General features: G+C 64.7%; 23 protein-coding genes. 4 read left to right on the plus strand and 19 right to left on the minus strand.

What is annotated here, in order from left to right; all coding sequences use genetic code 11:
- Positions 1-80: 80 nt before the first annotated feature.
- The 14 genes from JQ591_RS06240 to murJ form a co-directional block, all read right to left on the minus strand.
- The gene (locus JQ591_RS06240) at positions 81-494 is read right to left on the minus strand and encodes a helix-turn-helix domain-containing protein (RefSeq protein WP_007603895.1); all 414 of its coding nucleotides are present in this window, start codon (positions 492-494) and stop codon (positions 81-83) included.
- Between the two features lie 210 nt (positions 495-704).
- A complete protein-coding gene (gene lnt / locus JQ591_RS06245; protein ID WP_211395147.1) occupies positions 705-2,318 on the minus strand; it encodes an apolipoprotein N-acyltransferase in 1,614 nt (537 codons plus the stop codon).
- On the minus strand, positions 2,315-3,433 hold the full coding sequence (locus JQ591_RS06250) for a hemolysin family protein (protein ID WP_211395148.1): 1,119 nt from the start codon (positions 3,431-3,433) through the stop codon (positions 2,315-2,317). The genes lnt and JQ591_RS06250 overlap by 4 nt, the downstream gene beginning before the upstream one ends.
- A 1-nt stretch (position 3,434) precedes the next feature.
- The gene (gene ybeY / locus JQ591_RS06255) at positions 3,435-3,944 is read right to left on the minus strand and encodes an rRNA maturation RNase YbeY (RefSeq protein WP_007603891.1); all 510 of its coding nucleotides are present in this window, start codon (positions 3,942-3,944) and stop codon (positions 3,435-3,437) included.
- Between the two features lie 61 nt (positions 3,945-4,005).
- Positions 4,006-5,001, minus strand: a complete 996-nt coding sequence (locus JQ591_RS06260; RefSeq protein ID WP_106943797.1) for a PhoH family protein — start codon at positions 4,999-5,001, stop codon at positions 4,006-4,008.
- 64 nt (positions 5,002-5,065) lie between these two features.
- Positions 5,066-6,454 (minus strand): tRNA (N6-isopentenyl adenosine(37)-C2)-methylthiotransferase MiaB, encoded by a 1,389-nt coding sequence (gene miaB, locus JQ591_RS06265; protein WP_211395149.1) that lies wholly within the window; start codon positions 6,452-6,454, stop codon positions 5,066-5,068.
- A 191-nt stretch (positions 6,455-6,645) separates the two neighbouring features.
- Entirely contained in the window at positions 6,646-7,326 is a 681-nt protein-coding gene (locus tag JQ591_RS06270) for an HAD family hydrolase (RefSeq protein WP_211395150.1), read from the minus strand.
- Complete coding sequence (locus tag JQ591_RS06275) at positions 7,327-7,782, minus strand: Fur family transcriptional regulator (protein ID WP_007598312.1); 456 nt, start codon at positions 7,780-7,782, stop codon at positions 7,327-7,329.
- Positions 7,783-7,820: 38 nt separating this feature from the next.
- Entirely contained in the window at positions 7,821-8,306 is a 486-nt protein-coding gene (rimI, locus tag JQ591_RS06280; RefSeq protein WP_211395151.1) for a ribosomal protein S18-alanine N-acetyltransferase, read from the minus strand.
- Positions 8,303-8,998, minus strand: a complete 696-nt coding sequence (gene tsaB, locus JQ591_RS06285) for a tRNA (adenosine(37)-N6)-threonylcarbamoyltransferase complex dimerization subunit type 1 TsaB (protein ID WP_211395152.1) — start codon at positions 8,996-8,998, stop codon at positions 8,303-8,305. The genes rimI and tsaB overlap by 4 nt, the downstream gene beginning before the upstream one ends.
- 85 nt (positions 8,999-9,083) lie before the next feature.
- Positions 9,084-9,653 carry a NifU family protein gene (locus JQ591_RS06290; RefSeq protein WP_211395153.1) on the minus strand — a complete coding sequence of 190 codons (570 nt, stop codon included), beginning with the start codon at positions 9,651-9,653 and terminating at the stop codon, positions 9,084-9,086.
- A 173-nt stretch (positions 9,654-9,826) separates the two neighbouring features.
- Entirely contained in the window at positions 9,827-10,321 is a 495-nt protein-coding gene (locus tag JQ591_RS06295; RefSeq protein ID WP_007598307.1) for a universal stress protein, read from the minus strand.
- A gap of 107 nt (positions 10,322-10,428) precedes the next feature.
- Positions 10,429-11,481 (minus strand): tryptophan--tRNA ligase, encoded by a 1,053-nt coding sequence (trpS, locus tag JQ591_RS06300; protein ID WP_211395154.1) that lies wholly within the window; start codon positions 11,479-11,481, stop codon positions 10,429-10,431.
- Positions 11,482-11,603: 122 nt separating this feature from the next.
- Entirely contained in the window at positions 11,604-13,190 is a 1,587-nt protein-coding gene (gene murJ / locus JQ591_RS06305) for a murein biosynthesis integral membrane protein MurJ (RefSeq protein ID WP_211395155.1), read from the minus strand.
- A 125-nt stretch (positions 13,191-13,315) separates the two neighbouring features.
- Between murJ and JQ591_RS06310 the strand changes: the two genes are divergently transcribed.
- Positions 13,316-14,317, plus strand: a complete 1,002-nt coding sequence (locus JQ591_RS06310) for an adenosine kinase (RefSeq protein ID WP_211395156.1) — start codon at positions 13,316-13,318, stop codon at positions 14,315-14,317.
- Between the two features lie 151 nt (positions 14,318-14,468).
- On the opposite strand, the gene JQ591_RS06315 is transcribed toward JQ591_RS06310, so the two are convergent.
- Positions 14,469-16,163 carry an AMP-binding protein gene (locus JQ591_RS06315; protein ID WP_211395157.1) on the minus strand — a complete coding sequence of 565 codons (1,695 nt, stop codon included), beginning with the start codon at positions 16,161-16,163 and terminating at the stop codon, positions 14,469-14,471.
- A 79-nt stretch (positions 16,164-16,242) separates the two neighbouring features.
- Positions 16,243-17,436, minus strand: a complete 1,194-nt coding sequence (locus JQ591_RS06320; RefSeq protein WP_211395158.1) for a serine hydrolase domain-containing protein — start codon at positions 17,434-17,436, stop codon at positions 16,243-16,245.
- 366 nt (positions 17,437-17,802) lie between these two features.
- Here JQ591_RS06320 and JQ591_RS06325 point away from each other — a divergent pair, with 366 nt between their 5' ends.
- Both JQ591_RS06325 and JQ591_RS06330 read left to right on the plus strand, forming a co-directional pair.
- On the plus strand, positions 17,803-18,123 hold the full coding sequence (locus JQ591_RS06325; RefSeq protein ID WP_211395159.1) for a hypothetical protein: 321 nt from the start codon (positions 17,803-17,805) through the stop codon (positions 18,121-18,123).
- Positions 18,124-18,234: 111 nt separating this feature from the next.
- Positions 18,235-19,728, plus strand: a complete 1,494-nt coding sequence (locus JQ591_RS06330) for an NAD-dependent succinate-semialdehyde dehydrogenase (protein WP_211395160.1) — start codon at positions 18,235-18,237, stop codon at positions 19,726-19,728.
- A 210-nt stretch (positions 19,729-19,938) separates the two neighbouring features.
- On the opposite strand, the gene JQ591_RS06335 is transcribed toward JQ591_RS06330, so the two are convergent.
- From JQ591_RS06335 to JQ591_RS06345, 3 genes are all read right to left on the minus strand, one after another.
- Positions 19,939-22,155: an SLC26A/SulP transporter family protein gene (locus JQ591_RS06335; protein WP_211395161.1), complete on the minus strand. Its 2,217-nt coding sequence runs from the start codon at positions 22,153-22,155 to the stop codon at positions 19,939-19,941.
- Positions 22,156-22,457: 302 nt separating this feature from the next.
- Complete coding sequence (locus tag JQ591_RS06340; protein WP_211395162.1) at positions 22,458-23,372, minus strand: phosphoribosylaminoimidazolesuccinocarboxamide synthase; 915 nt, start codon at positions 23,370-23,372, stop codon at positions 22,458-22,460.
- Between the two features lie 77 nt (positions 23,373-23,449).
- Complete coding sequence (locus JQ591_RS06345) at positions 23,450-24,367, minus strand: pirin family protein (protein WP_211395163.1); 918 nt, start codon at positions 24,365-24,367, stop codon at positions 23,450-23,452.
- Between the two features lie 271 nt (positions 24,368-24,638).
- Between JQ591_RS06345 and JQ591_RS06350 the strand changes: the two genes are divergently transcribed.
- Complete coding sequence (locus JQ591_RS06350; protein ID WP_211395164.1) at positions 24,639-25,700, plus strand: helix-turn-helix domain-containing protein; 1,062 nt, start codon at positions 24,639-24,641, stop codon at positions 25,698-25,700.
- Positions 25,701-25,716: the final 16 nt, after the last annotated feature.

Raw genomic sequence — 25,716 nt, forward strand, 5'->3', positions numbered from 1 at the left:
AGGACGCGCATCAAGGCGCGGCCGCAAATGACGACATAGGCCAGATTTGACGCAGTCTCAAATCGGATTGAGATGGTGCGTCAGCGCTTGTCGGGGCCTTCGCGGGCCGCGATCTGCTCGACGAGATCGACGATCGAGCGGCGCATCTTCGAATCGGTGATTCGGGTGAACGCCTTGGTCAAAGCGAGTCCTTCGGAGGTCGCGAGGAAGTCCGAGACGTAAGACGGCGATGCGCCTTCGCTGAAGCCATCCGGACCCGGCACGCCACTCGGACCGCCCTCGAACAGGAACGACACCGGCACCTGGAGAATTTCGGCAATTTGCTGGATGCGGCTCGCGCCGACCCGGTTGGTGCCCTTCTCGTATTTCTGAACTTGCTGGAAAGTCAGGCCCAAAGCTTCACCGAGCTTTTCCTGGCTCATGCCCAACATGATGCGGCGCATCCGCACGCGACTGCCGACATATTTGTCAACAGGGTTGGGCGCTTTCGACATTTCCTCAGCCCTCCAAACATCACCTTCGGCGCAATCAGGAATGCCTCAGGTGTAAGCAACGTCAAAATCAGACCCTGTTATTGGAAAACATTGCGGAGAAATTTAGCAATGCCCACTGTCTTTTGCAGCCGGTGCAGAATGAGGAGGCCGCGTGCAGTCTGTCAACCGTGGGACTACGGTTGTCAAAAGTTATCGGCCGCGGCTGCGTGATCAGGGGTGCCGTTTGGCAACACGTCGGCGGACCGCCAGAAACACGGCGAGCGCGACGAGCATGGCCGCGGGTGCATCGCCCACCCGCGCATAGATGGTCGGCGGGATCGCGGCGGGCAGGTTTGCATCCAAAATGCCTTCGATCCCGAGACCGAGACTGGCGACGGTGCGTCCCACCGGATCGATCACTGCTGAGATGCCGGTATTGGCGGAGCGGACCAGCGGCAATCCGAGTTCGATCGCGCGCATCCGTGCCTGTTCCAGGTGTTGATAGGGGCCGGTCGAGATTCCGAACCAGCCGTCATTGGTGAGATTCACGATCCAGCCCGGACGTTCGTTGCGTCCAGCCACCTCGCCGGGAAAGATTGCTTCGTAGCAGATCAGGGGCAGCGCGGACGGCGCGCCGGGGACCGGCAGCGCATGCCGCACGGTGCCGGGAATGAAGCCGCCGCGCACACGCGTGAGTTGCTCGAAACCGAGCTTTTCCATCAGGCCCTGATAGGGAAGAAATTCGCCGAACGGCACCAAATGCAGCTTGTCGTAGACTGCGAGCACGCTGGCGTCGTGGTCGATCACGTAGATCGAATTATAGGCGCGGGTGATCGGCGTGCCCCGCGGCAGGTCGGGCGCGCGGACCGAGCCCGTGATCAGCACCGTGCCCTTGGGCAGAAGCTCCGCGATTTGCGCCATCGCATCGGCTTCGCGAGTCAGGAAGAACGGAAAGGCGGATTCCGGCCAGATCAGGATGGTGGCATCGCGCACGCCGGTCGATTGCGGTCCGGAGGCGCGGTCCGACAAGGCCAGATATTTCTTCATCACCTCCGCCTTGGCGGCGTAGTTGAATTTCGCGTCTTGCTGCAGGTCCGGCTGCATCAGGCGCAACCTGGTGCCCGCGACCATCGTGGTCGGATGCAGCGACAGGCGGATTGCGCCGAAGATGCTCATGACAAGCAGGAGCGCCACGGCCGCGGCCGGCGCGCGCCACGCCGGGCGGCGATCGGGCGTGCGGTCGATCAGCGCCGCGGGGCTCGCGAAGATCGCAACCGTCAGGAACGTCATGCCCCACAGGCCGATCAGCGACGCCGTTTGTGCCAGCGGCAGCGGCTCGGACAGCGCATAACCGAACGCGTTCCAAGGAAAGCCGGTCAGCGCATGGCCGCGCAGCCATTCGGTGATGGTGAGGCTTGCCGCGAGCGCAAGCACTCGCGTGGCGTTCTTGGTCCAGAGCAGGCGGGCGAGCGCAAAGCCCATCGCCGTGAAGAGGGAAAGATAGGCCGGCAAGCCCAGCACGGCGAACGGCGTCAGCCAGGCGAAGACATCGGCGTCGACGAAGAAGGCGTAGCCGATCCAATAGAGGCCGGGGACGAAATAGCCGAGCCCGAACCAGTAGCCGGTCAGCGCCGCGGCGGGGACGCCGCCGTATCGTCCGGCGCCGGCGCCGTCGATCAGCCAGACCAGCACCGGAAAAGTGATGAACAGCACCGGGAAGGCGTTGAACGGCGCCAGCGCCAGCACCGAGACCGCACCGGCAGACATCGCGACGAGTGCGCGCTTCCATCCCCAGGTCAGGATGATGGCAAGCGCGATCTGGCGAAATCGCTGGAACGGGCTCACTGCGGACCGGTCCCGTCGCTTGGCGGCGGGGTGGGCGTGTCGCTGGCCGCCGGCTGGCTGCCATCCGGCGCAGCCTCGCGGCGCCGGCTCTCGCGCTGGGTGCGCGGCGCGGGACGCTCCTTCCGCGTCGAGATCCGCAGCCGCTTGACCCGGCGCGGATCGGCATCGAGCACCTCGATCTCGTAATGGCCGGGGCCCGAGATCACCTCGCCGCGCACCGGCAGGCGCCCGACGAAGCTGACGAGATAGCCGCCCAGCGTCTCCACTTCCTCGCCGGCCTCGCCGGTGACGAAATCCTCGCCGATCACGGTGCGGACGTCGTCCAGGCTGGCGCGGGCGTCGGCGATGAAGGCGTTGTCGGGCAGCCGTACGATCGAGGGCGGTTCGTCGCTGTCATGCTCGTCGTCGATCTCGCCGACGATCTGCTCGACTATGTCCTCGAGCGAGACCAGCCCGTCGCTGCCGCCATATTCGTCGACCACCAGCGCCAGATGGATGCGGGTGGCCTGCATCTGCGCGAGCAGGTCGATCGCCCGCATCGACGGCGGCACGTAGAGCAGCTTGCGGATGATGCGCGCTTCGTCGAGCGGCAGCGCGAGATCGACCGTACGCAGATCGAGCCCGGCCGGCAGCGGTTTCTTGCGCTTGGTTTTCGTGACCCCCGACACGCGGGCACGCGCGGTCATGAAGGCGAGCAAATCGCGGATGTGGACGATGCCGACGGGATCGTCGAGCGTCTCGTTGTAGACCACGAGGCGCGAATGGCCGGCGCTCTCGAAGCGGTCCATCAACTCGCCGAGCGGGATGTCGCGCTTCACCGCGATGATGTCGGCGCGATGCACCATGACGTCGGCGATACGACGCTCGTGCAGGCCGAGGATGTTGCGCAGCATGGTGCGCTCGACCGTCGAGAAGCCGGTGTCGTCGGGCGTCGTGGCGTCGAGCACGACCTGGAGGTCGTCGCGCACCGAACCCGCCTTCCAGCCGAACAACGTCCGGATGGCGCGCAGCAGCCAGCCGTCGGCGGTCGGACGCAGCACCTCGCCTGATGTCACCACGGCCGGCAAATTGGCCGTGTTGCGCGGATTGTCGTGAATCGGCTCGGAATCCGGCATCTCAGTGCGTCCCCGGGCGGTCTGCGTAGGGGTCGGGAATGCCGAGATGAGCCAGGATCTCTCGTTCGAGCGCTTCCATTTCTTCCGCGTCGTCTTCGTTTTCGTGGTCGTAGCCGACCAGATGCAGGAAACCGTGCACGGCGAGATGGCTCAAATGATGATCGAACGGTTTCTGTTCCTCGTCCGCCTCGCGCCGCATGGTCTCGTAAGCGATCGCGATGTCACCGAGCATGCGCGGCGCATCGCCTGGCTTCCAGTCGCCTTCCGGCTGGAGCGCGGGAAACGACAGCACGTTGGTCGGCTTGTCGATGCCGCGCCAGTTGCTGTTCAGCGTGCGGATGCCGGCATCATCGGTCAGCATCACCGCCACTTCCGCCTCCGCAACGTCTTCGTCGACATTCTCGGCGGCGGCCGCCACGGCGCGCTGGATCACGGTCTCGGAATCGGGCTCCCGCTGCCAGCAATCGGCGACGACGAGGACCTCGGTGATGGGAAGGTTGGGGTGTGACATTGTCCTTGTTCGGAACGAAGGGGCGCCGTGTCCGCGCCCATATGGTCCGGTTGCTGTCTCGTCAGGATTTACCGGCGGCCGGCCGCTGCGGCGCGCCTTCGTAGGCGGAGACGATCCGCGCCACGAGCTCGTGGCGGATCACGTCTTCGGCCTTGAAATGAACTTGCGCAATGCCTTCGACGCCGCTCAGCAGCCGCGTCGCCTCGGCGAGGCCCGAGGTCTGGCCGTTTGGCAAGTCGATCTGCGAGGGATCGCCGGTTACGATCATGCGGCTGTTCTCGCCGAGGCGGGTCAAAAACATCTTCATCTGCATCGACGTAGTGTTCTGCGCCTCGTCCAGGATGATGGCCGCGTTGGTCAGCGTGCGACCGCGCATGAAGGCGAGCGGCGCGATCTCGATCTCACCGGTCTGCAGCGCGCGCTCGACGATGCGGGCGTCCATGAGGTCATAGAGCGCGTCGTAGATCGGGCGAAGGTAAGGATCGACCTTCTCGCGGAGATCGCCGGGCAAAAAGCCGAGCCGCTCGCCGGCTTCCACCGCCGGGCGGGACAGGATGATCTTGTCGACTTCCTTGCGCTCGAACAGTTGCGCGGCATGCGCGACCGCGAGCCAGGTCTTGCCGGTGCCGGCGGGGCCGATGCCGAACACCAGCTCGTGGCGCTTCAGCGCGCGGATGTAGGAATCCTGCGCCGCCGTGCGCGCGCGCACCGGGCGCTTGCGCAAATTGATGCTGTCGAAGGTGGATTTGGCCGATTTGGCGTCGAACTCGAACAGCGAGCCCTGCGCGATCACGGCACGGATCGCGCCCTCGACCTCGCCCTGGTCGAGATCCTGTCCCTTCACGGCCTGTGCGTAGAGCGTCTCCAGCACGCGGCGCGCGGCATCGCAGCCGTCGCGCGAGCCGCCGATCGTGATGTGGTTGCCCTTGGAATCGACGACGACGCCGAGCCGCCGTTCGATCTGCGCCAGATGCTGGCCGTAAGGGCCAACCAGCGCGGACGCGGCGCGGTTGTCGTCGAAGTCGATGACGACCTGGGTCTCGGGCGGAACCTGCATCTCGCGGTCAAATTTGCGGCTGGGAGCGATAGAAGAAGAATCCGATGCGCTTTTGGGCAAGGGTTCAGGCTCCACTGGCGATGGACGATAAAGCGGGCTCGTGCGCCATGGCGAGCTCACCGAGGAAACTGTAGCGTTCGAGACTGTCGATCCGGACCGGCAGGATTTGTCCGATGATGTCGGGCGAGGCCATCACATGCGCGGGCTGGAGGAATGCGGTGCGGCCGACGATCTGGCCGTCCTTGCGGGCAGGACGCTCGAACAGCACATCGACCGTTGAGCCAATCGCAGCCTTGTTGAAGGCCGATTGCTGGCTGTCGATCAATTCCTGGAGCCGCTCCAATCGCTGGTCCATCTCGACGGGGGACACCGTCTCCTGCATGTCCGCGGCCGGCGTTCCCGGCCGGGCGGAGTATTTGAACGAATACGCCGCAGCGTAGCCGATTTGCGTGACAAGCGCGAGGGTGGCGAGAAAATCTTGCTCGCTCTCGCCGGGGAAGCCGACGATAAAATCTGATGAAAAAGCAATGTCTTGGCGTGCGGACCGGAAACGGTCGACGACACGCCGATAATCATCGGCGGTATGTTTCCGGTTCATGGCGGCCAGAATCCGGTCCGAGCCCGACTGCACCGGCAGGTGCACGAACGGCATCAGCTCGCCGAGATCGCGGTGGGCTGCAATCAAACTGTCATCGACATCGCGGGGATGGCTGGTCGAATAGCGCAGCCGCGCGATGCCCGGGAGCGCCGCGAGGTGCTCCAGCAGTCTGCCGAGCGGCCAGCTTTTTCCGTCCGGCCCCTCGCCGTGATAGGCGTTGACGTTCTGTCCGATCAGCGTGAGCTCGCGCACACCGTTCTCAGTGAGCCGCTTCACATCGTCGACGATCCTTGCCACCGGCCGCGAGACTTCCGAACCACGCGTGTAAGGCACGACGCAGAAGGTGCAGAACTTGTCGCAGCCTTCCTGCACCGTGACGAAAGCGGAAATGCCGCGGGCGCGGATTGCGCCGGGCTTGGGCTGGGCCAGGAAGCCGAACTTGTCCTGAGCAGGAAATTCGGTCTCGATGGCGCGGCCTTCATTGCCCGCGCGCTTCAACAGCTGCGGCAAATGATGATAGCTCTGCGGGCCGACCACGACATCGACCGCGGGTGCACGGCGCACGATCTCCTCGCCCTCGGCCTGTGCCACGCAGCCCGCGACCGCGATCTGCATGATGCGCCCGTCGCGCGCGGCTGCGTCCTTGGCGAGGCGCAGGCGGCCGAGCTCCGAATAGACCTTTTCCGAGGCCTTCTCGCGGATATGGCAGGTATTGAGGATGACGAGGTCGGCGTCATCAGCGCTGGCCGTCTCCACGAATCCTTCCGGGGCCAGCGTGTCCACCATGCGCTGGGCATCGTAGACGTTCATCTGGCAGCCATATGATTTGATGTGCAGCTTGCGCGGCGGCGTCATGGAACCCGGAATTGAGGTGGAGGACCGCCCTCAGATATAGGCTGGGGAGGCGGAAATCCAGCGATTGGGGGTCTTTTCGGTCGTCATTCCGGGGCGCGACGCAGTCGCGAACCCGGAATCCAGAGGTTTTGGCACGAGATTCAGGGTTCGATGCTGGCGCATCGCCCCGGAATGACGCCGAGGGGCGGGAATCAGCCCGCCAGGCCGTCCGCCGCGACCTGCCGGACCAGTTCCGACAATTGCCGCATATCGTCGAACGTCAATCCGGCCCCGGCGGCCCGCAGTCTTTCAGCGTGGCCTGGTGGGCAATGGCTGCCACCGTGAAAGCCCAGCACGGTCATGCCGGCGGCATGCGCGCCGGTCACCCCGGGGACGCTGTCCTCGATCACGAGGCACCGCTCCGGCGCGACTTTCATCTGTGCGGCGGCGAACAGAAAAAGATCGGGCGCGGGCTTGCCGCGTGCGACCTGGCTCGCGGAAAAGATGTTCGGAGCGAGCAGGTCGTAGAGACCAGCACACGTCAGGCCATGATGGATCTTCTCCGGCGTGCCGCTCGAGGCAACGCATTTGGGCAAATCGATTGCGCCAATCGCTGCGGCCACATGGGTGATCGGCTGCAAATCGCTGGCATAAAATTGCAGCGTCGCCGCATTCACTTGGCTCTCAAGATCGTCGGGAAGACTGCGGCCGATCTCCTGTTCGACCATTCGCCGCGCGTCTTTCTCGGATACGCCGAGGAAGCGGACCAGCACCTGCTCCGATGTGATCGGATAGCCGTGCCTGGACAGCACGTCCGCATGCGCGCGACAGGAGATCACCTCGCTGTCCACGAGCACGCCGTCGCAATCGAAGATGATGAGATCGATGGGCACTTAGCTTGTGGGTTTGTCGTCGTCGAGCGGGACGCAATAGAGTTCGAGCCGATGATCGACCAGCTTGTAACCGAGCTTGCGGGCGATCTCCGCCTGGAGCTTCTCGATCTCCTCGGAGGTGAACTCGATCACCTTGCCGTCGCGCAGGTTGATGAGGTGGTCGTGATGGCTGTCGCGCATCTGCTCGTAGCGCGCGCGGCCCTCTCGGAAATCATGGCGCTCGATGATGCCGGCATCCTCGAACAGTTTGACGGTACGATACACGGTCGAGATCGAGATCTTGTCGTCGACGGCGACACAGCGGCGGTATAGTTCCTCGACATCGGGATGATCGACGGCCTCCGCGAGCACGCGGGCGATGACACGGCGCTGCTCGGTCATGCGCATGCCGGTGGCGGCACAGCGCGCCTCGATGCCGGACGCCTTGGATGCGGGGGAAGGTTTAAGTCCAGTCATGTGATGTCTGCCTGAGGGGGCGCTTTCTGCCATCAATGTTACGACAAGTCACGTCGCATCAGAAGTGCGTTCAATTGTTCCCCGTTCGGCTGTTTATAGTAGCGTTCGCGGCGTCCGACCACCATGAATCCGGTTCGGTCGTAGAGTCGCCGCGCCGGCTGGTTATTTTCCTCGACCTCGAGAAATATTGTGCGCACGCCGCGTCCTGCCAGGTGGCCGAGATGGGTCATCAGCAGCGTGCGAGAGAGGCCGCGGCCGCGATGGGCCTGGTCGACCGCGATCGAGAGGATCTCCGCTTCGTCCGCGCCGATCCGCGACACCGCGAAGCCGACGGTCTTGCGGCCGAGGCGCAACCGGTGCACCAGCGTGTTGCGCTCACTGAGCATGCTCTCGAACTCGCCTTCGCCCCAGCCGCGCGCGAAGGAGGCGCCGTGAAGCTGCGCGAGCCGTGCGACGTCGCGCGCGACGGCCGGCTCGACGACGGCCGTACCGCCGCGCCACCATTCCGACAACCATCTCATCATGAGCTTGCGGCTTGCGCTGCAAGCGGCAGTTGTGCGGCCGGCTTGGCGTCGGGCGCCTTTAGATAGAACGGCCGCGCCGGATTTGTCGCGGGATCGGCGGCGGCGCCAAGCCATGCGACCCAGCCGATGTCGGGCGCGGGCTGCGCGTCGACCGCGACCGGCTGCGGCATATCTTTCGGCCAGCGCTCGGCGAGGATCTTCGCGGCATTGCCGACCAGATGCGGCGCGCCGAATTGCGAGGCCGCGATCACCTCGTCGACGGAAGCGACACCCGGCCGTACCAGCTGGCTGCCGTCGCCGGCCACGATCTGGAAGTAGACGTGATCGTGCCGCGCATCGATGGCCGAGATCACCGGGGCCGCACCGCTCTGGCCAACGACGGTGGCGGCATAGGCCGACAAGGTGGTCAGGCCGACGGCGGGGCGCTTCGCGGCAAGCGCAAGGCCGCGGGCCGCCGAAATGCCGACGCGCAGGCCGGTGAAACTTCCGGGGCCCATGGTGACCGCGATGCGATCGAGCGAGGTGAAGGCGAGATTGGCTGATAGCATCACGCGCGCGATCATCGGCATCAGCGCTTCGGCGTGGCCGCGCTTCATCAGAAGCTGCTCCTGCGCGAGGAGCTGGCCGGCGTCGGTGTCGAGCACGGCGACCGCGCACGCTTCCAGCGCGGTATCGATGGCAAGGATCAGCATGGAACGATCGTAGCACCATCCGTCATGGAATGCTCGCCATCATGGCCGGGCTTGTCCCGGCCATCCACGCCTTTGCGGCCCCAGCCTACATCGGCCGGACTTCGACCACGTCCGGCACGAAGTGCTTGAGCAGGTTCTGGATGCCGTGCTGGAGCGTCGCGGTCGATGACGGGCAGCCGGCACAGGAGCCCTTCATGTTGAGATAGACGATACCGTCCTTGAAGCCGCGGAAAGTGATGTCGCCGCCGTCATTGGCGACCGCGGGCCGCACGCGGGTCTCGATCAGATCCTTGATCATGTCGACCGTCTCGGCATCGGCCTCGTCGAAGAATTCGTCCTCGTCGTCGAGATCGACATCGCTCGCGGCCGCACCGTCGGCGAGCAGCGGCGCGCCGGACATGTAGTGCTCCATGATGGCGCCGAGGATCGCGGGCTTGAGCTGTTGCCATTCACCGTCCGCCTTGGTCACGGTGATGAAATCCGATCCGTAGAACACGCCGGTGACGCCGGGCACCTCGAACAGCTTTTCGGCGAGCGGTGAGCGAGCGGCCGATTCGCGGTTCACAAATTCCATCGGACCGCCGTCGACCACGACGCGGCCGGGAATGAACTTCAGCGTGGCGGGATTGGGGGTGGCTTCGGTTTGAATGAACATGGTTTTCTCCAGACGTCGCCGGTTCAAGGCCGGCGCGTGCGCTATCCACTAGCAGATGGCGACGGCGAACGCACGGTCAAGAGGTGAGCTGGCCGTTCACCTGTTATATCAGCGGGTTAGGGTGCCCGCTTCTCCCTCCCCCCGGCCAACGGGGCGAGGTACAGGGCAGCAGCCTATGACAGCGAATCCACGCTTTGGTCGCTCAGCGCGCCGGAAATGACCGTCACCGGCACCGGGAACGTGCCCAGCGCGTGCGCGAGCAGCGAGACCAATGGCCCCGGTCCCTCCGCGCCCGGGTTCGCGGCGAGCACCAGCATGGCGATGTCGGGGTCCTCGTCGATCACCGCCAGCAGCTGTTCCATTGCAGCGCCCTCGCGGATCACCCGTTCCGGCGTGATCGCGGCGATGCCGTTGGCGCGGCCGGCGGCGCGGTCGAGCGCGGCCTCTGCCGCCTCCTGCGCTTCGGCGCGCATGATGTCGGCGACGCCCAGCCATTCCTGGCTCTGCTGTTCGGGCTCGATGATGCGGAGCATCACCACGCCGCCGCCGGCACGGATCGCCCAGCGGCTGGCGTAATAGACCGCGCGATCCCATTCGGCGGTGTCGTCGACGATGACGAGGCATTTGGGCTTGTGACCCGGCTCGAAGCAAAGTCGCTTGCTGGTCATGCATGTCCCGGAATGTGCACGGCTGACATGCTGCCACACTCCGTCCCGCTTGGGGAGAGGAGAAGCGGCCGGCGCAGTGGCGTCGGCCGCGTTCCGCGAACTTATTGTCAGCGCCGGCGGATGAAGCCGACGATGTCCTTCGAGAGCTTCATGGTCTCGTCGGCGATCGCGCGCGCCCGGTCGGCGCCGTCGTTCAGGATCGCGTCGATATGGCCGGGGTCGGCGACGAGGCGCTTCATCTCGCCGGCGATCGGCGCGAGTTTGGTGACGCAGAGGTCCACCAGCGCGTTCTTGAAGCTGGAGAACTGGCCGCCGCCGAAATCCCTGAGCACGTCGGCCTTGGAGCGGCCGGAGAGCGCGGCGAAGATGCCGACGAGATTGTCGGCCTCGGGGCGCGCCTCCAGACCCTTCTCCTCGGTCGGCAGCGGCTCCGGATCGGTCTTCGCCTTGCGCACCTTCTGCGCGATGGTGTCGGCGTCGTCGGTCAGATTGATGCGCGAATTGTCGGACGCGTCCGACTTCGACATCTTCTTGGTGCCGTCGCGCAAGCTCATCACGCGCGTCGCCGGGCCCGTGATCAAGGGTTCCGGCAACGGGAAGAACAGGCCGTCATTGGCGCCCTGGCTGCGGATCGAGTCGGCGAAGTCGTTGTTGAACTTCTGCGCGATATCGCGCGAGAGCTCGAGATGCTGTTTCTGGTCCTCGCCGACCGGCACGTGGGTGGCGCGGTAGAGCAGAATGTCGGCCGCCATCAGCACGGGATAGTCGAACAGCCCGACGGACGCATTCTCGCGGTCCTTGCCGGCCTTCTCCTTGAACTGGGTCATGCGGCCCAGCCAGCCCATGCGCGCGACGCAGTTGAATATCCAGGCGAGCTCGGCGTGGCCCGAGACCTGGCTCTGGTTGAACACGATGTGCTTGTTCGGATCGATGCCGCTGGCGATGAACGCCGCGGTCACCTCGCGGGTGTTGCGCGCGAGCTCGACCGGTCCACCCCAGACGTCCACGCCCTGCGTAATCGCGTGCATGTCGACGACGCAATAGATGCAGTTGTGGGTTTCCTGCATCTTCACGAAGTTGACGATCGCGCCGAGGTAATTGCCGAGATGCAGATTGCCCGTCGGCTGGACGCCCGAAAAGACCCGTTCAACGAATGGCATGGTTAGCCTTCCTGGCCAGCTTTCATGGAGGTAATTGGCCGTCGTTTCCAACAGCGGCGGAGCGTCGTCAAGTGCAATTCGCGAGCTACGCGCCAGGAGCCTGCGCGTCAGGAGCCTGCGCGTCAGGAGCCTTGCGCGTCAGGGGCCTTGGGGGCAGGAGTCTCGGGGGCAGGCTTCCTCAGGGCGTTGACCGCCTCACGCCAGGACGCGACGCCGAGGACTTGCAGGAGCAGGCCATAGACGGTGATCCCCGCCGCGATCTGCAGGCCCAGCGCCATGAAGCGGATCAGGTCATGGGCAGACCAACGGGCCTCGGCAGACAAAAGGCTCGTCGTCAGCCAGAGCAGGGCGCCCATGGCGGTTGCGGCGAGCACGATCCGCGGCAGCCGGTTGCGGGCCGCAGCGTCGACCGAGAAGCCGAATTCACGCGTGCCTTTCCGGAGCAGCGAAATCGCACTGCTCCAGGCGCCGGCGGCAATGCTGGCGGCGATCCCGCTCGCGCCGAAGAAGTGACCGAGCAGGACCGCGAGCGCGACCGCGACCACGAACCCTTTGGCCGTCGCCAGCAGCGGCGTCATCGTGTCGTTGCGGGCAAAATAGGCCGGGGACAGCGCCTTGATCAGCACATGAGCCGGCAGGCCCAGCGCCAGCCACATCAGTGCGCGCGCCGTGGCCGCGCTGTCCTCCGCGCCAAAGGCGCCATGTTCGAACAGCAGCCGCACGATCGGCTCGGCCAGCACGATCAGGCCGAACGTCGCCGGCAGCGCCAGCCCGGTGGCGAGTTCCAGCGCGCGCGATTCCGCATGCGCAACTGCATCACGATCGCCGCTACTCACCGCGCGCGTCAGCTCCGGCACCAGCACCGTACCCATGGCGACGCCGACAATGCCAAGCGGCAGCTCGATCAGGCGGTTGGCGAAATAGAGCCAGGAGACCGCGGCGGGCGTGGCGGAGGCGATGATCGCGCCGGCTACCATCAGCCATTGCGGGCCGGAGCTCGCGATCATGCCCGGGATCGCCTTGGCGAAGAAGCCGCGCATTTCCTTGTCGAAGCTCACACGCAGCGGTGTCGCCAGACGCGCACTTCGCTGCGACAGCAGCATCAGGAGTTGCAGCAGGCCGGCGATGCCGACGGTGGCCGCCAGCATCCACGCGGCGAAGGTTGCATCGGCGTGCCACAGCAGAAGTGCTGCGATCGCGGCGATCAGGGCGATGTTGAGCAACAGCGGTGAGAACGCGGTGAGTGCAAAGCGCCCCTGCGCATTGAGCAGACCCATCAACACCGTGACGGGTCCCGCGAAGGCGAGATAAGGCAGCATCAGCCGCGCATTCTGGACGGCGAGATCAAGCGATGCGCTGCCGACGAAGCCCGGCGCGATGATCATGATGATCAGCGGCATCGACAGCGCAATGACGATCGAGATCGCGATCAGGCTCGCGCTGACCGTACCCAGCACGCGTCCCGCGAACGCCGCCGCAGCCGCCTCGCCATCGCGGTCACGAACGCGCAGCCAGGCCGGGATCAGTGCCGCATTCAGGGCCCCCTCGCTGAGCAGGCGCCGCACCACATTGACGAGCTGGAATGCCGCCAGAAACGCGTCCGCCACCGCGCCCGTGCCCAACAGTGCGGCAATCATCGAATCGCGCGCAAAACCGAGCAGGCGCGAGGCCAATGTTCCCGTCGAGACTGTCAGGAAGGAGCGGATCATTGCGCCGACATAATACCGTTGCTTGCCCGCGAAGGGCCGGTCGTGATAGGCCGCGAGCCAGATTTCAGACCGACAGGAAGCGGATTTCCGCAGGTATCGCAATCCGCCAAACAGGATCAAGGTGAATGGCTGACGTGAAATATGACGTTCTCGGCATCGGCAACGCGCTGTTCGACGTGCTGGTCAAGACCGATGAAGCCTTTTTGGGCAAGCACGGCATGACCAAGGGCAGCATGTCCCTGATCGACGAGGCGCGGGCCGCCGCCATCTACAAGGACATGGGCCCGGCGACGGAAGTTTCCGGCGGTTCGGCGGCCAATACCATCGTCGGCATCGGCAGCCTTGGGGCGCGCGCCGCCTATGTGGGCAAGGTCAAGGACGACCAGATCGGGAAGCTCTACGTCCACGACATCCGCGCTGCCGGCGTCGCCTTCAACACGCCCGCGGCGAAGGACGGCCCTGCGACCGGCTGCTCCTACATCCTGGTGACGGGTGACGGCGAGCGCACCATGAACACCTATCTCGGCGCCGCGCAGGACCTGTCGCCCGCGGACATCGACCCGGCGGAGATCGCCGCGGCCGGCATCGTCTACCTCGAGGGCTATCTCTGGGACCCCAAGAACGCCAAGGACGCCTTCGTCAAGGCGGCCAAGATCGCCCATGATGCCAAGCGCAAGGTGGCGCTGACGCTGTCGGATTCCTTCTGCGTCGATCGTTATCGCGACGAGTTCCTGGGGCTGATGCGCAACGGCACCGTCGATATCGTGTTCGCCAACGAGTCCGAGCTGCATTCGCTCTACATGACCTCGGATTTCGACACCGCACTCAAGCAGCTGCGCAACGACGTCAATCTCGGCGTGGTCACCCGCAGCGAAAAGGGCTGCATGGTGGTCTCGCCGGAAGACGCCGTCGCCGCGCCTGCATTCCCCATTGCCCAGCTGGTCGACACCACCGGCGCCGGCGACCTCTTCGCGGCCGGCTTCCTGTATGGTCTGGCGCGCAACCTGCCCTACAAGCAGTGTGGCGAGCTCGGCGCGCTCGCCGCCGCCGAAGTGATCCAGCACATCGGCGCGCGTCCGCAGGTGTCGCTGAAGGAGCTCGCCGGGCAGCGCGGCCTGACAGTGTAACGCGGACGCTCTCCCCGTCATTGCGCGCGGCACTCTCCGCTGTCGTCACCCGGCTTGGCCGGGTGACCCAGTATTCCAGAGTCGTTAGTGGGGTACGGAGAAGCCGCGGCGTACCGGATTCCCCGCCTTCGCGGGGAACGACAGATGCGACTCACGCAGTCTTCGCGGCTTTCAGTCCAAGCCGCTTTTCCACGTCGTCGCGCATCAGGAATTTCTGGATCTTTCCGGTCACGGTCATCGGAAACTCGTCGACGAATTCCACGTAACGCGGGATCTTGTTGTGGGCGATCTGACCGTCGCAGAAGCTGCGCACCTCTTCCATCGTCAGCTTCTCGCCGGACCTGACGCGGATCCAGGCGCAGAGCTCCTCGCCGTAGCGGGTATCCGCGACGCCAAAGATCTGCACGTCCTGAATCTTGGGGTGGCGGTAGAGAAATTCCTCGATCTCGCGTGGATAGAGGTTCTCGCCGCCGCGGATCACCATGTCCTTGATGCGGCCGACGATGTTGCAGTAACCTTGGTCGTCGATGATGGCGATGTCGCCGGTATGCATCCAGCCGTTGGCGTCGAGCACGTCCGCGGTCTTCTCCGTCTCCTCCCAGTAGCCCAGCATCACGCTGTAGCCGCGGGTGCAGAGCTCGCCCCGTTGGCCGCGCTTGACGATCTTGCCATCGAGATCGACGACCTTGACCTCGACATGCGGATGGATTCGCCCGACCGTCGAGACGCGGCGGTCGAGCGGATCGTCGACGGCGCTCTGGAAGCTGACCGGGCTCGTCTCGGTCATGCCATAGGCGATCGTGACCTCGCCCATGTTCATCTCGCTATTGACGCGCTTCATCACCTCGATCGGGCAGGGTGCACCGGCCATGATGCCGGTGCGCAGCGACTTCAGATTGAAGTTTGAGAATTCGCCGTGGTCGAGTTCGGCGATGAACATCGTCGGCACACCGTACAGCGCGGTGCATTTTTCCTGCTCGATCGTCCGCAGCGTCGCGAGCGGATCAAACCCCTCGCCGGGATAGACCATCGTTGCGCCGAGCGTGACGGAGGCGAGGTTACCCATCACCATGCCGAAGCAATGATAGAGCGGCACCGGAATGCAGATGCGGTCCTGTTCGGTCAGGCGCATGGCGCGGCCGACGAAATAGCCGTTGTTGAGAATGTTGTGATGGGTCAGCGTCACGCCCTTGGGAGATCCCGTCGTTCCGCTGGTGAACTGGATGTTGACGGCATCGTCGAATTGCAGGGAGGCACCGAGCGCGGCGAGCTGCTCGCGATACTGAGTTCCGCCCATGCCGGCGACCTCGTCGAACGGGATCGTGCCCGGGCAGGCGGGGCCGCCGATCTGGATCACGATGCGCAAGGCCGGTAGCCGCGCGGCGCGCAATTGCCCGGGCTTGGCGCTCGCAAGCTCTGGCAACAGCGTGTTGAGCATGTCCATGTAGTTGCTGGTCTTGAACGCCGTCGCGGTGACGATGGCGCTACATCCGACCTTGTGAAGCGCGAATTCCAGCTCGCTCAGCCGGTAGGCCGGATTGATCGTCACCAGGATGAGACCAGCCTTGGCGGCGGCGAACTGGGTCAGCGTCCATTCCGGCCGGTTCAGCGACCAGATACCGATTCGTGCGCCGCGTTCGAGGCCGAGCGCGACAAAGCTGGCGGCGAGCGCGTCGACCCGCTCGGCAAGCTCCTTCCACGTCCATCTCACGCCGTGGCTGGGCGAGACCAGCGCCTCACGATCGCTCCAGCGTCGCGCGGCCTGATCGAGGCTGCGCCCGATCGTGTCGCCAAGCAGCGGCGTGTCGGAGGTGCCGCAAACGTAACTATCGGCTTTGTCTGCCAAGATCGTGTCCTCCAGCCAGGTGCGTGGATGGCCGGGACAACAAGCCCGGCCATGATGCGTCGTGAGAGTTAGGCGCGCCTCACGCCGCCTTCTGCCCACTGCCGGCATCGAGCCCGGCATAGACGCCGCGCTCGAAGCCGGCAAAAGCCTCGAGACACTTTGCGTCGGCGAATGGCAGCAGCTGCATCAGGATCACGCCGGTGACGTCGCGTGCCGGATCGATCCAGTAATAGGTGTTGGCGAGGCCCGCCCAGGCGAGGCTGCCCGCGCTGCGCCCCTCGGCGGTCTTGGCGGTGTTGATCATGAAGCTGAGGCCCCACTTCTTCACCTGCTCCGGATAGAGATCGACGTCGTTGGTATACATCGGCGCCGCCGTGGTCAGCTTGCCCATGGCGAGGTCGCCGATGTGGTTCTGCCCCATCGTCGCGATGGTCTCGGCCTTCAGCACCTGATTGCCGTTGCCGCGGCCCTTGTTCAAAATCATCTGGGTAAACCTGATGTAGTCGGCCGCGGTCGAATAAAGGCCGCCGCCACCCATGTGGAATTCCGGCTCCTGCTCGAGCTCGAACGGGATCGCGGCGAGCTGGCCGTCCTCGCCGCGCGCATGCATGCCAACCAGGCGCTTGCGCATGTCGTCGGTGATCTTGAAAGCGGTATCGCTCATGCCGAGCGGTGCGAATAGATTGTCGCGCAGATAGGCATCGAGGCGCTTGCCGCTGACGGCTTCCACCGCCTTGCCGACGAAATCGATATTGGTGCCGTATTCCCAGCGCGTGCCGGGGTCGGTCATGATCGGCGTCTTCAACGCCGCGTTCTGGCAGGTGGTGATGGCGGGGATGCCGTTCTTGTCCAGATAGACCGCGAGATCGCCGTTCCACATATTGTAGCAGAAGCCTGCCGTGTGGGTCATGAGCTGGCGCAGCGTGATCGGCCCCTTGGCCGGACGCAGCTTGGCCTCGCCCTTGGCGTCGAAACCTTCGAGCACCTGCGGCTTGGCGAGATCGGGCAACACCTCGCCGATCGGCGCATCCAGCGACAGCTTGCCTTGCTCGACGAGCTGCATCGCGCCCGCTGATGTCACCGCCTTCGTCATCGATGCGATCCAGAACACGCTGTCGGCGGTCATCGCATCCGGCTTGGACAGGTCGCGTTTGCCGAACGCGCCCTGATACAGCACGTCGGTACCGCTGGCGGCGATGGCGACGACGCCAGGAATCTCCCTGGCCTCGCTCTTCTGGCGCAGAATCTCGTCGATCTGGGCTTTGCCTTGCATACGCGTTTCCTCCGGTTTGATTATTGTTGGAAGTGATCAATTCTCCTCCCGCGTGCTCCGCGCGGCAAGTATATCCACGTACCTGCCGCGGTCGCGATGTCGTGACTTGACGGTCCACGCCCCGCGCAGGAGGACAAGAGGCGCGCAGGACGACAAGGCGGCTGAACTGCAACACTCCGTCACAATCTGCGGTGGATGGCCGCAACCAGCCGTGACCGTGGATGGGCGCTGGCGATATGTTTCGACTGTTTGAAGCACTTGAAACATTTTGTGAGCTGCGGCGTTCAGCTCTCGGCCGATCGACGGCCAACGTTAAGACTTGATGCAAATTTGGCGGCCGCCCACCGGCCGCGTGGGGGACCTCAGATGATTTCGACCTGGAGCGAATGGAAGCGCTATCCCCGTCCCGGACGGGGCGAAAATCTCGAAGCGCCGATCTCGCCCGGCATCTACGAGGTCCGCATCGCCGGCACCGGCGCGCTCTATTCGTTCGGCGCGGTCGACAATCTGGCGCAGGCGCTGGCGCTGCTGCCGGTCGGCTCGAAATCCTGGTTCGGCCGCCGCAACGCATCCGACGTCCCAGATCTCGAGTACCGGACCTGCGCGACCTCCTCGAAGGCCGACGCCAAGGCCGCCGCCGAGCGCATGATCGGGCGGCGCGAGACCTATATGAGCGGCGCGGCGTAAGTCCGCCGATCCGAGCCTGGCTCCCAGCAGATGTGCGTTGCGGGACGGTGCATTGCGCGCCGCTTGTCCCTATATTCCCCGCGAACCTGAAAAGCCCGCAGGAGTAACGCCATGACCCCGACCGCCGCCGCACGTGCTCAGCACGCCACGTCCAATCTGCGCGACCGGTTGAAGGACCAGTCGCTTCTGAAGGAGGCCTGCTACATCGACGGCGCCTGGGTCGGATCGCCGGTCTTCGCCGTCAACAATCCTGCGACCGGCGTCGAGCTTGCAAAGGTTCCGCAGCTTTCGGCCGATGACGCCACCAAGGCGGTCGAGGCCGCCGAGCGCGCCTTTCCGGCCTGGGCCAAGCATACCGCCAAGCAGCGCTCCAATATCTTGCGCAAATGGTTCGAGCTGATCATCGCCAATCGCGAGGACCTCGCGCTGATCCTCACCTCCGAGCAGGGCAAGCCGCTCAGTGAAGCCCTCGGCGAGGTCGACATCGGCGGCGCCTATGTCGAATTTTTCGCCGAGGAGGCCCGCCGCGTCTATGGCGAGACCATTCCGACGCAGCGGCCGGATGCGCGCCTGCTCGCGATCAAGCAGCCGATCGGCGTGTGCGGCGCGATCACGCCGTGGAATTTCCCGAACTCGATGATCACCCGAAAGGTTTCGCCGGCGCTTGCGGCCGGCTGCACCGTGGTGCTGAAGCCCGCCAATGAAACGCCGCTGTCGGCGCTGGCGCTGGCCGCGCTCGCGGAGAAAGCCGGCGTGCCCAAGGGTGTGTTCAACATCGTCACCGGCGATGCCGCGCCGATCGGCAAGGTGCTGTGCGAGCATCCGGCCGTGCGTTTCGTCGGCTTCACCGGCTCGACCGCGGTCGGCAAGATTCTCTACCGGCAGGCCTCCGTCGGCGTGAAGCGGCTCGGCCTCGAGCTCGGCGGCAACGCGCCGTTCGTGGTGTTCGACGACGCCGATATCGATGCCGCGGTCGAAGGCGCGATCGTCTCGAAATACCGCAACATGGGCCAGACCTGCGTCTGCGCCAACCGCCTCTACGCCCAGGACAAGATCTACGACGAGTTCGTGCAGAAGCTGTCGAAGAAGGTCGCGGCGATGAAGATCGGCGACGGCACGGAAACCGGCGTCACGCAGGGCCCGCTGATCAATTTGAAAGCGGTCGACAAGGTCGAGCGCCACATCGCCGATGCCGTCAAGCGCGGCGCCAGGATCGTCACCGGCGGCAAGCGCAGCGAGCTCGGGCGCTCGTTCTTCGAGCCGACCGTCCTTGCCGACGTCAAGCCGGACTCGCTGGTGGCGCAGGAGGAAACCTTCGGCCCGCTCGCACCGGTGATCCGCTTCAAGGACGAGGCCGATGTCATCGCGATGTGCAACGCCTCGCCGTTCGGTCTCGCCTCCTACTTCTACTCCCGCGATCTCGGCCGCGTCTGGCGTGTCGCCGAGGCGCTGGAATCCGGCATGGTCGGCGTCAACACCGGCCTGATCACCACCGAAGTCGCGCCTTTCGGCGGCGTCAAGGAAAGCGGCCTCGGCCGCGAAGGCTCGCATCACGGCATGGAAGAATATGTCGAGATCAAATACGTGATGATGGCGGGGGTTTAGGCGCCGCCGTCTTCGCGGATGTGATGAAGGCAATGCCCCTCCGGGGTCGTCCTGGCGAAAGCCAGGACCCATTACCCCAGGGAGTCGTTTGGCGAGGATTGGCAGTCCGGTACTTCCCCCGCCTGCGATAGATAGATTCCGCGGTATGGGTCCTGGCTTTCGCCAGGACGACATCCAATGTGTGGTGCGCTAGTTGCTCTACGGCGTTCGCTATCGCCTCAACACCGCGATCGTCCGATTCGCAAACGTCAGCCGCTCGGCCATGACCGACACAACGTACGTCAGCAGCTTGTGGCTGAGCGCGGGGTCCTCGTCCTTGATCGCATCGAACTGGTGCGTGTTGAGCACGTAGAGCACGCTGTCGACCTCGGCCTGGATCGTCGCGCTGCGCGGCGTGTTCGACACCAGGCCCATCTCGCCGATCGTGGTGTAGCGACCGAGGCTGCGCACGCGCGTGGTGCGGTCGTCCTCGGCGGGGATCATGATGCCGACGCGGCCTTCGAGGATGAAATGCATGGAATCGGCGGGGTCGCCGGCCTGAACGATGATTTCGCCGGCCTCAACCTCGAGGCGCTGGCAGCGGTGGATCAGCCTATCGGCATCGTCTTCGCTGTCGAGAATCGTTGTGAACCAGTCGCGCAGGCTGGCTTCTTCCTGCGCCAGTTCCTGATGCTGCGAGATGAGCTCGTTCTCGCACCATTCCAGCGCGCGATCGAGCTCGGGGATGATGGTGACGCCCTCGCCGACGAAGTCGCTGGAGCGGAGCACCTTCTCGGCCGCGGCCGACAGATGCACCAGGATCAGCTCGACGCCGAGATCGCCAGCGCTGCGCTTGATCTGGGCAAAGCTATAGGCGGCTGACGAATCGACGCCGGTGACGAGCTTGAAGTCAAACAGCAGATAGCGGCATTCGGGGCGCTCCTGGAGCAGCCGCTTGACGTGCTGGTAGAGCCGGTTGGCGGAGCCGAAGAACAGATAGCTCTGGAGATTGAGGCCCCGGATCTTGCCGCCATGGGCCAGCAGCACATTCTGGTCGTCGCGCGAGCGGTCGAGCGAGGAGCGGTATTCCGAGCCGTCGAAACTGTACTTGATCGACTCCACCCGCGCCGCGCTGAACGCAAACGTCGCGCAGCCGATGATCACGCCGATCAGGATGCCCGGCACGAAACCCCAGGCGACGATGATCGCGATGATGGCGATCAGCGAGAGATATTCCAGCTTCGACAGCCGCTTGCGCGACTCGATGATCCATTTGTGCAGCTGGTCGACACCGAGATAGAGCAGCAGGCCGCCGAGCACGAATTTGGGAATGAAGCCGAGCAGCTCGGGCGCGACGGCGAGCATCAGCAGCGAGAGCGCCGCGACGGTGAGGCCTGACAGGCGCCCGCGGCCGCCGCTGCTGAAATTGAGCATCGAGCGGCTGGTCGAGCTGCAGCCGGGGTAGCCGCCCAGCATGCCGGTCAGGATGTTGGCGGCGCCGGTGACGTTCAACTCACACTCCAGATTGGCTTCGCGATGCGTGGCAACCTCGATGCCGGTGGTGTTGAACAGCGTACTGGAGGCCGTGACGAAGATGACGGCGACGACATTGCCAAGCAGGTCCGGTATGGCAAACCAGGGATAGCTGGCGAGATCGGCGGCATGCCAGGGCAGCATGAAGTCCGCTTGCGGCGGAGGCTGAAAGGTCCAGCCCATGATGCGTGCGTCGTCGAGCGAAACGCCGGAGATCCAGAACGCAAGATGCGCCGTGAATACGCCGCCGACCAGGATGATCGGCAGTCCGAACGGGCTGCGCGAGCGGTGCCAGGTCAAATACAGCACCAGCGCCATCGCGCAGGCGGCCCCGAGCTCCAGCAGCGTGGTGCCGTTGGTGAAGCGCGACAGTGTCGCGAATTGCAGCGGCTGGTTGGTGATCACCCGGACCGCACCCATGGCGATGAGAAGGCCGGTTGCGCCGAGGAAGCCGCCGACCACCGGATAAGGTACGTAGCGGATGGCGCGGCCAAGCCGCGTCAGGCCCAGTCCACACAGCACCAATCCTGTCAGCATCGTCGACAGGCCGAGCGTGATCAGGATCGGTGACAGCAACGGCGTCGACAGGTTCGCCGCCTCGATGCGTTCGACCACTGAGGCCGCCAGGATTCCCGTCACCGCGGCGGTCGAGCTGTCGGGGGCTGCAATCGCGAAGGGCAGGGAGCTGCCAAGCCCGATGACGACCGCAAGCACCGCGGAGCTGACGAAAGTTGCCGTGATTCCGTAGGACAGATAGGGCGAGAGCGGTCCGGCGAAGATCAGCAGCGAGTAGGACAGTCCGAAAGTGACGGTCAGGACGCTGGCGGCGCTCCCCCCCAATATATCATTCAGCGCACGCTTGAGGGCCGGATTGAAGCGGGGAGCCGGACTGAAAGTAATTGCTGGATCGGTCACGCCATTGCGCTCGCTCCTGAAAATCGCTGTCCGAGACGTAGCCGACTACAGGCTTAGCGCAACAGGATTCTTGAAACTATGAAATATCGGACAGTTCCGCAGCGGTTGGCGTGTGAACGCTCAACCATACGGTTGAGAGAAAAGCCGAGATGCTCTCCCGCATGCCGTCCTGGCGAAAGCCAGGACCCATTACCCCAGGAGCAGTTTGACGAGGATTGGTCGTTCGGGATTGGCACCGCCGCGATCGAAAGACCTCGCGGTATGGGTCCTGGCTTTCGCCAGGACGACAATAAACAGCGGGGCTAGATCTTGAGTTCGCTCCCCGTCACCCGGCGATACGCTTCCAGATACCGCTTGCTGGTCGCGTCCACCACGCTTGCGGGCAAAGGCGGTGGCGGGGCGTCGCCGTTCCAGCGGCCGGCGCGGCGCTCGACGTCGAGATAGTCGCGCAGCGGCTGCTTATCAAAACTCGCCTGGGGCTGGCCGGGCTTGTAGGCATCGACGGCCCAGAAGCGCGAGGAGTCCGGCGTCATGACTTCGTCGATCAGGATGATGCGGCCGTCCTTGTCGCGGCCGAATTCGAACTTGGTGTCGGCGATGATGATGCCCTGCTCGCGGGCGAGCTCCTCGCCGAGCGTGTAGATCGCGCGCGTCATGCTCTCGAGCGTGTAGGCCGTCTCGTCACCGACGACCTCGCGCATCTTCGCGATCGTGATGTTCTCGTCGTGGCCGGTCTCGGCCTTGGTCGCCGGGCTGAAGATCGAAGGCTCCAGCTTCTCGCTCTCGACGAGACCTGCTTTCAGCTTCTCGCCGGCCAGCGTGCCGCTTGCTGCATACTCCTTCCAGGCCGATCCCGAGAGATAGCCGCGGATCACGCATTCGATCGGAAACACCGTGGTGCGGCGGCACAGCATGGCGCGGCCGAGGATCTCGGCACGGTGCGGCTTCAAGGCCGGCACGGCCGCGATGATCTCGTCGGTGTCGGCGCTGATCATGTGATGCGGCACCACGCCTTCGAGCTCGTTGAACCAGAACGCGCTGATTTGCGTCAGCACCGCGCCCTTCATCGGGATGGTCTCGCCCATCACGACGTCGAAGGCGCTGATGCGGTCGGTGGTGACGAGCAGCAGGCGGTCGTCGTCGACGGCGTAGATATCGCGCACCTTGCCGCGGCCGATCTTGGACAGGGGCAGGTCGCTGGAGAGCATGGTGGTCATCGGCAGAACTTTCGGAGCAAGGCCTTGCGACGGGAAATCCGGCCGCACCTGATCGCGCGACCGGAAACCGGATTAGCCTATTCCGGCAGCGGAATGAACTCATGTTCCTGCGGAACAGCGGCGAAGCGGCCGGTTTTCCAGTCCTGCTTGGCCTGCTCGATCCGCTCCTTGCTGGAGGAGACGAAATTCCACCAGACGTGGCGCGGGCCCTCCAGCGCATCGCCGCCGAGAAACATCATCCGCGTGGCTTTCAATGCCTTCACGGTGATGCGGTCGCCGGGACGGAAGATCAGCAGTCGCGGCGCCTCGTAGCGCTCGTTCGCGATCTCGACCTCGCCGTCGACGATGTAGATCGCGCGCTCCTCATGGTCAGGATCGAGCGGCACGCTTGCGCCGGCGACGGCCGTCACCTCGGTGTAGAACCAGGGCGACACCATTTTCACCGGCGAGGCGATGCCGAACGACGAGCCTGCTATCACCCGCGCGGTGAAATCGCGCTCGGAGATCATCGGCAGGTCGCCGGCGCCGTAATGCTGGAACGACGGGGCGATCTCTTCCGAACCGGCCGGCAGCGCGATCCAGCTTTGCAGGCCCAGCATTTGCTGGCCCGAGGCGCGCTGCGCATCCGGCGTACGTTCCGAATGCGCGATGCCGCGACCGGCCGTCATCAAATTCATCGCGCCGGGCTGGATCTCGCAGACGTTGCCCTCGCTGTCGCGATGCATGATCGAGCCGTCGAACAGATAGGTGACGGTGGCGAGCCCGATATGCGGGTGCGGCCGCACGTCCATGCCCTTGCCGGAGACGAATTGCACCGGCCCGAAATGGTCGAAGAAGATGAAGGGCCCGACCATCTGCCGCTTGCCGTGCGGCAGCGCCCGCCGCACTTGAAATCCGTCGCCGAGATCGCGCGTGCGCGGCACGATGACGAGATCGAGCGCATCGCAGGACATGGGATCGCCGAGCACGGGATCGTTCGAGGGTTGCCAGCTCATGGTGGACTCCTTTTGACTTTCTTGAACGCGATCGTAGCAGAATTTCCCATTGGCGTCGCCACGAAGCCGGATCACATATTCCGCTGTCCTGCCACGCGGAAGCGGGGCATCCAGTACGCCGCAGCCTATCGATTCAAACAACGGCTGTCTCGGCGTACTGGATCGCCCGGTCAAGCCGGGCGATGACAGTTGGGGTATGGATGGTCCTTGAAAAAACAGGCGCAACGAACGATGTTCGGCTGATGTCAACCGCGACCGATCGCTTCACTCGATGACCCTTGCCGCAACAGAGCTTGCCTTCCGCGCCGCCAGCGTCGCGCTGCTGCTGGTGCTGGCGGCGTCATTGCTCGCCGATTTCCGCAATGTACTGGCGGCCCGGCTCGGCGCAGCCTTCGCGCTGGGCTCGGCCGCGCATGCTGCGAGCTATTCGTTGGATGTCACGTCGCGGATCCCGCTCTGGCATGCGCCGCTGATCGCCTTGTCGACTGGCAGCATCGTGGCGTTCTGGCTGTTCACGCGCTCCCTGTTCGACGACGAGTTTCACCTCCGCTGGTGGCACGGATCGGTCTGGGCGCTGGTGATGGCCTTCAGCTTCGCAGGCTGCGTCTGGATTGCACCCAGCGGCCATGTGCGGTTCTCGGTGACGGTGGTCAATCTGATCGTGCTCGGTTTCATCGCGCTTGCGGTCGGGCAGATGATCGCCTCCTGGCCGGCCGACCTGGTCGAGCGCCGACGCAGCGCTCGCGTCTTCATCGTCTGCGCAACCGCGCTCTATGGCGGGCTGAACGCGGTGCTCCAGATCGCCGTCGCCGGGCGCCACGTCGGCGATGTCGCCGAAACCATCAATGCCGGCGTGCTCGCCTGCACCGTCGCGGCGATCGTCTATGCCATGTTGCGCGTTGACGGGGCAGATCTGTTTCCGGCCGCGGCGGAGCCCGCACCGCCGATTGTTTTCAGTCAGCCCGCGGCCGATGACGCCGCCGATCAAAAGCTCATCGACGCCCTGATGCGGCTGATGGCGGACGAGCGGATCTATCGCCAGGAGAACATCAGCATCGGCGTGCTGGCGGGCCGGCTGAAAATTCCCGAATACCGGCTGCGCCGGCTGATCAACCAGGGGCTCGGCTACCGCAACTTCAATGTGTTCCTGAACAACCACCGGATCGAGGAGGCCAAGGCCGCGCTCGCCGATCCCGCCCAGGCCGAGGTCCCCGTCATCACCATCGCGATGGATTCCGGCTTCCAGTCGCTCGGTCCCTTCAACCGCGCCTTCAAGGCCGTGACCGGTGTGACGCCGACGGAATATCGGCGGCTGAAGGTGAATGCTGCCTAAGCTTTAGTGCACTGAA

The sequence above is a fragment of the Bradyrhizobium canariense genome (assembly GCF_018130465.1).
Taxonomy (GTDB): domain Bacteria; phylum Pseudomonadota; class Alphaproteobacteria; order Rhizobiales; family Xanthobacteraceae; genus Bradyrhizobium; species Bradyrhizobium canariense_C.

What these genes read in the sequence shown, in the direction of transcription:
- JQ591_RS06240 (WP_007603895.1), bottom strand. Translation starts at nt 494, where the DNA reads ATGTCGAAAGCGCCCAACCCTGTTGACAAATATGTCGGCAGTCGCGTG.
- JQ591_RS06350 (WP_211395164.1), top strand. Translation starts at nt 24,639, where the DNA reads ATGACCCTTGCCGCAACAGAGCTTGCCTTCCGCGCCGCCAGCGTCGCG.
- JQ591_RS06345 (WP_211395163.1), bottom strand. Translation starts at nt 24,367, where the DNA reads ATGAGCTGGCAACCCTCGAACGATCCCGTGCTCGGCGATCCCATGTCC.
- miaB (WP_211395149.1), bottom strand. Translation starts at nt 6,454, where the DNA reads ATGACGCCGCCGCGCAAGCTGCACATCAAATCATATGGCTGCCAGATG.
- JQ591_RS06320 (WP_211395158.1), bottom strand. Translation starts at nt 17,436, where the DNA reads ATGCAAGGCAAAGCCCAGATCGACGAGATTCTGCGCCAGAAGAGCGAG.
- JQ591_RS06330 (WP_211395160.1), top strand. Translation starts at nt 18,235, where the DNA reads ATGACCCCGACCGCCGCCGCACGTGCTCAGCACGCCACGTCCAATCTG.
- murJ (WP_211395155.1), bottom strand. Translation starts at nt 13,190, where the DNA reads ATGATCCGCTCCTTCCTGACAGTCTCGACGGGAACATTGGCCTCGCGC.
- JQ591_RS06295 (WP_007598307.1), bottom strand. Translation starts at nt 10,321, where the DNA reads ATGACCAGCAAGCGACTTTGCTTCGAGCCGGGTCACAAGCCCAAATGC.
- JQ591_RS06260 (WP_106943797.1), bottom strand. Translation starts at nt 5,001, where the DNA reads ATGCAGGTTCCGCCCGAGACCCAGGTCGTCATCGACTTCGACGACAAC.
- ybeY (WP_007603891.1), bottom strand. Translation starts at nt 3,944, where the DNA reads ATGTCACACCCCAACCTTCCCATCACCGAGGTCCTCGTCGTCGCCGAT.
- rimI (WP_211395151.1), bottom strand. Translation starts at nt 8,306, where the DNA reads ATGATGAGATGGTTGTCGGAATGGTGGCGCGGCGGTACGGCCGTCGTC.
- JQ591_RS06275 (WP_007598312.1), bottom strand. Translation starts at nt 7,782, where the DNA reads ATGACTGGACTTAAACCTTCCCCCGCATCCAAGGCGTCCGGCATCGAG.
- JQ591_RS06250 (WP_211395148.1), bottom strand. Translation starts at nt 3,433, where the DNA reads ATGCCGGATTCCGAGCCGATTCACGACAATCCGCGCAACACGGCCAAT.
- JQ591_RS06290 (WP_211395153.1), bottom strand. Translation starts at nt 9,653, where the DNA reads ATGTTCATTCAAACCGAAGCCACCCCCAATCCCGCCACGCTGAAGTTC.
- JQ591_RS06325 (WP_211395159.1), top strand. Translation starts at nt 17,803, where the DNA reads ATGATTTCGACCTGGAGCGAATGGAAGCGCTATCCCCGTCCCGGACGG.
- JQ591_RS06340 (WP_211395162.1), bottom strand. Translation starts at nt 23,372, where the DNA reads ATGACCACCATGCTCTCCAGCGACCTGCCCCTGTCCAAGATCGGCCGC.
- tsaB (WP_211395152.1), bottom strand. Translation starts at nt 8,998, where the DNA reads ATGCTGATCCTTGCCATCGATACCGCGCTGGAAGCGTGCGCGGTCGCC.
- JQ591_RS06310 (WP_211395156.1), top strand. Translation starts at nt 13,316, where the DNA reads ATGGCTGACGTGAAATATGACGTTCTCGGCATCGGCAACGCGCTGTTC.
- trpS (WP_211395154.1), bottom strand. Translation starts at nt 11,481, where the DNA reads ATGCCATTCGTTGAACGGGTCTTTTCGGGCGTCCAGCCGACGGGCAAT.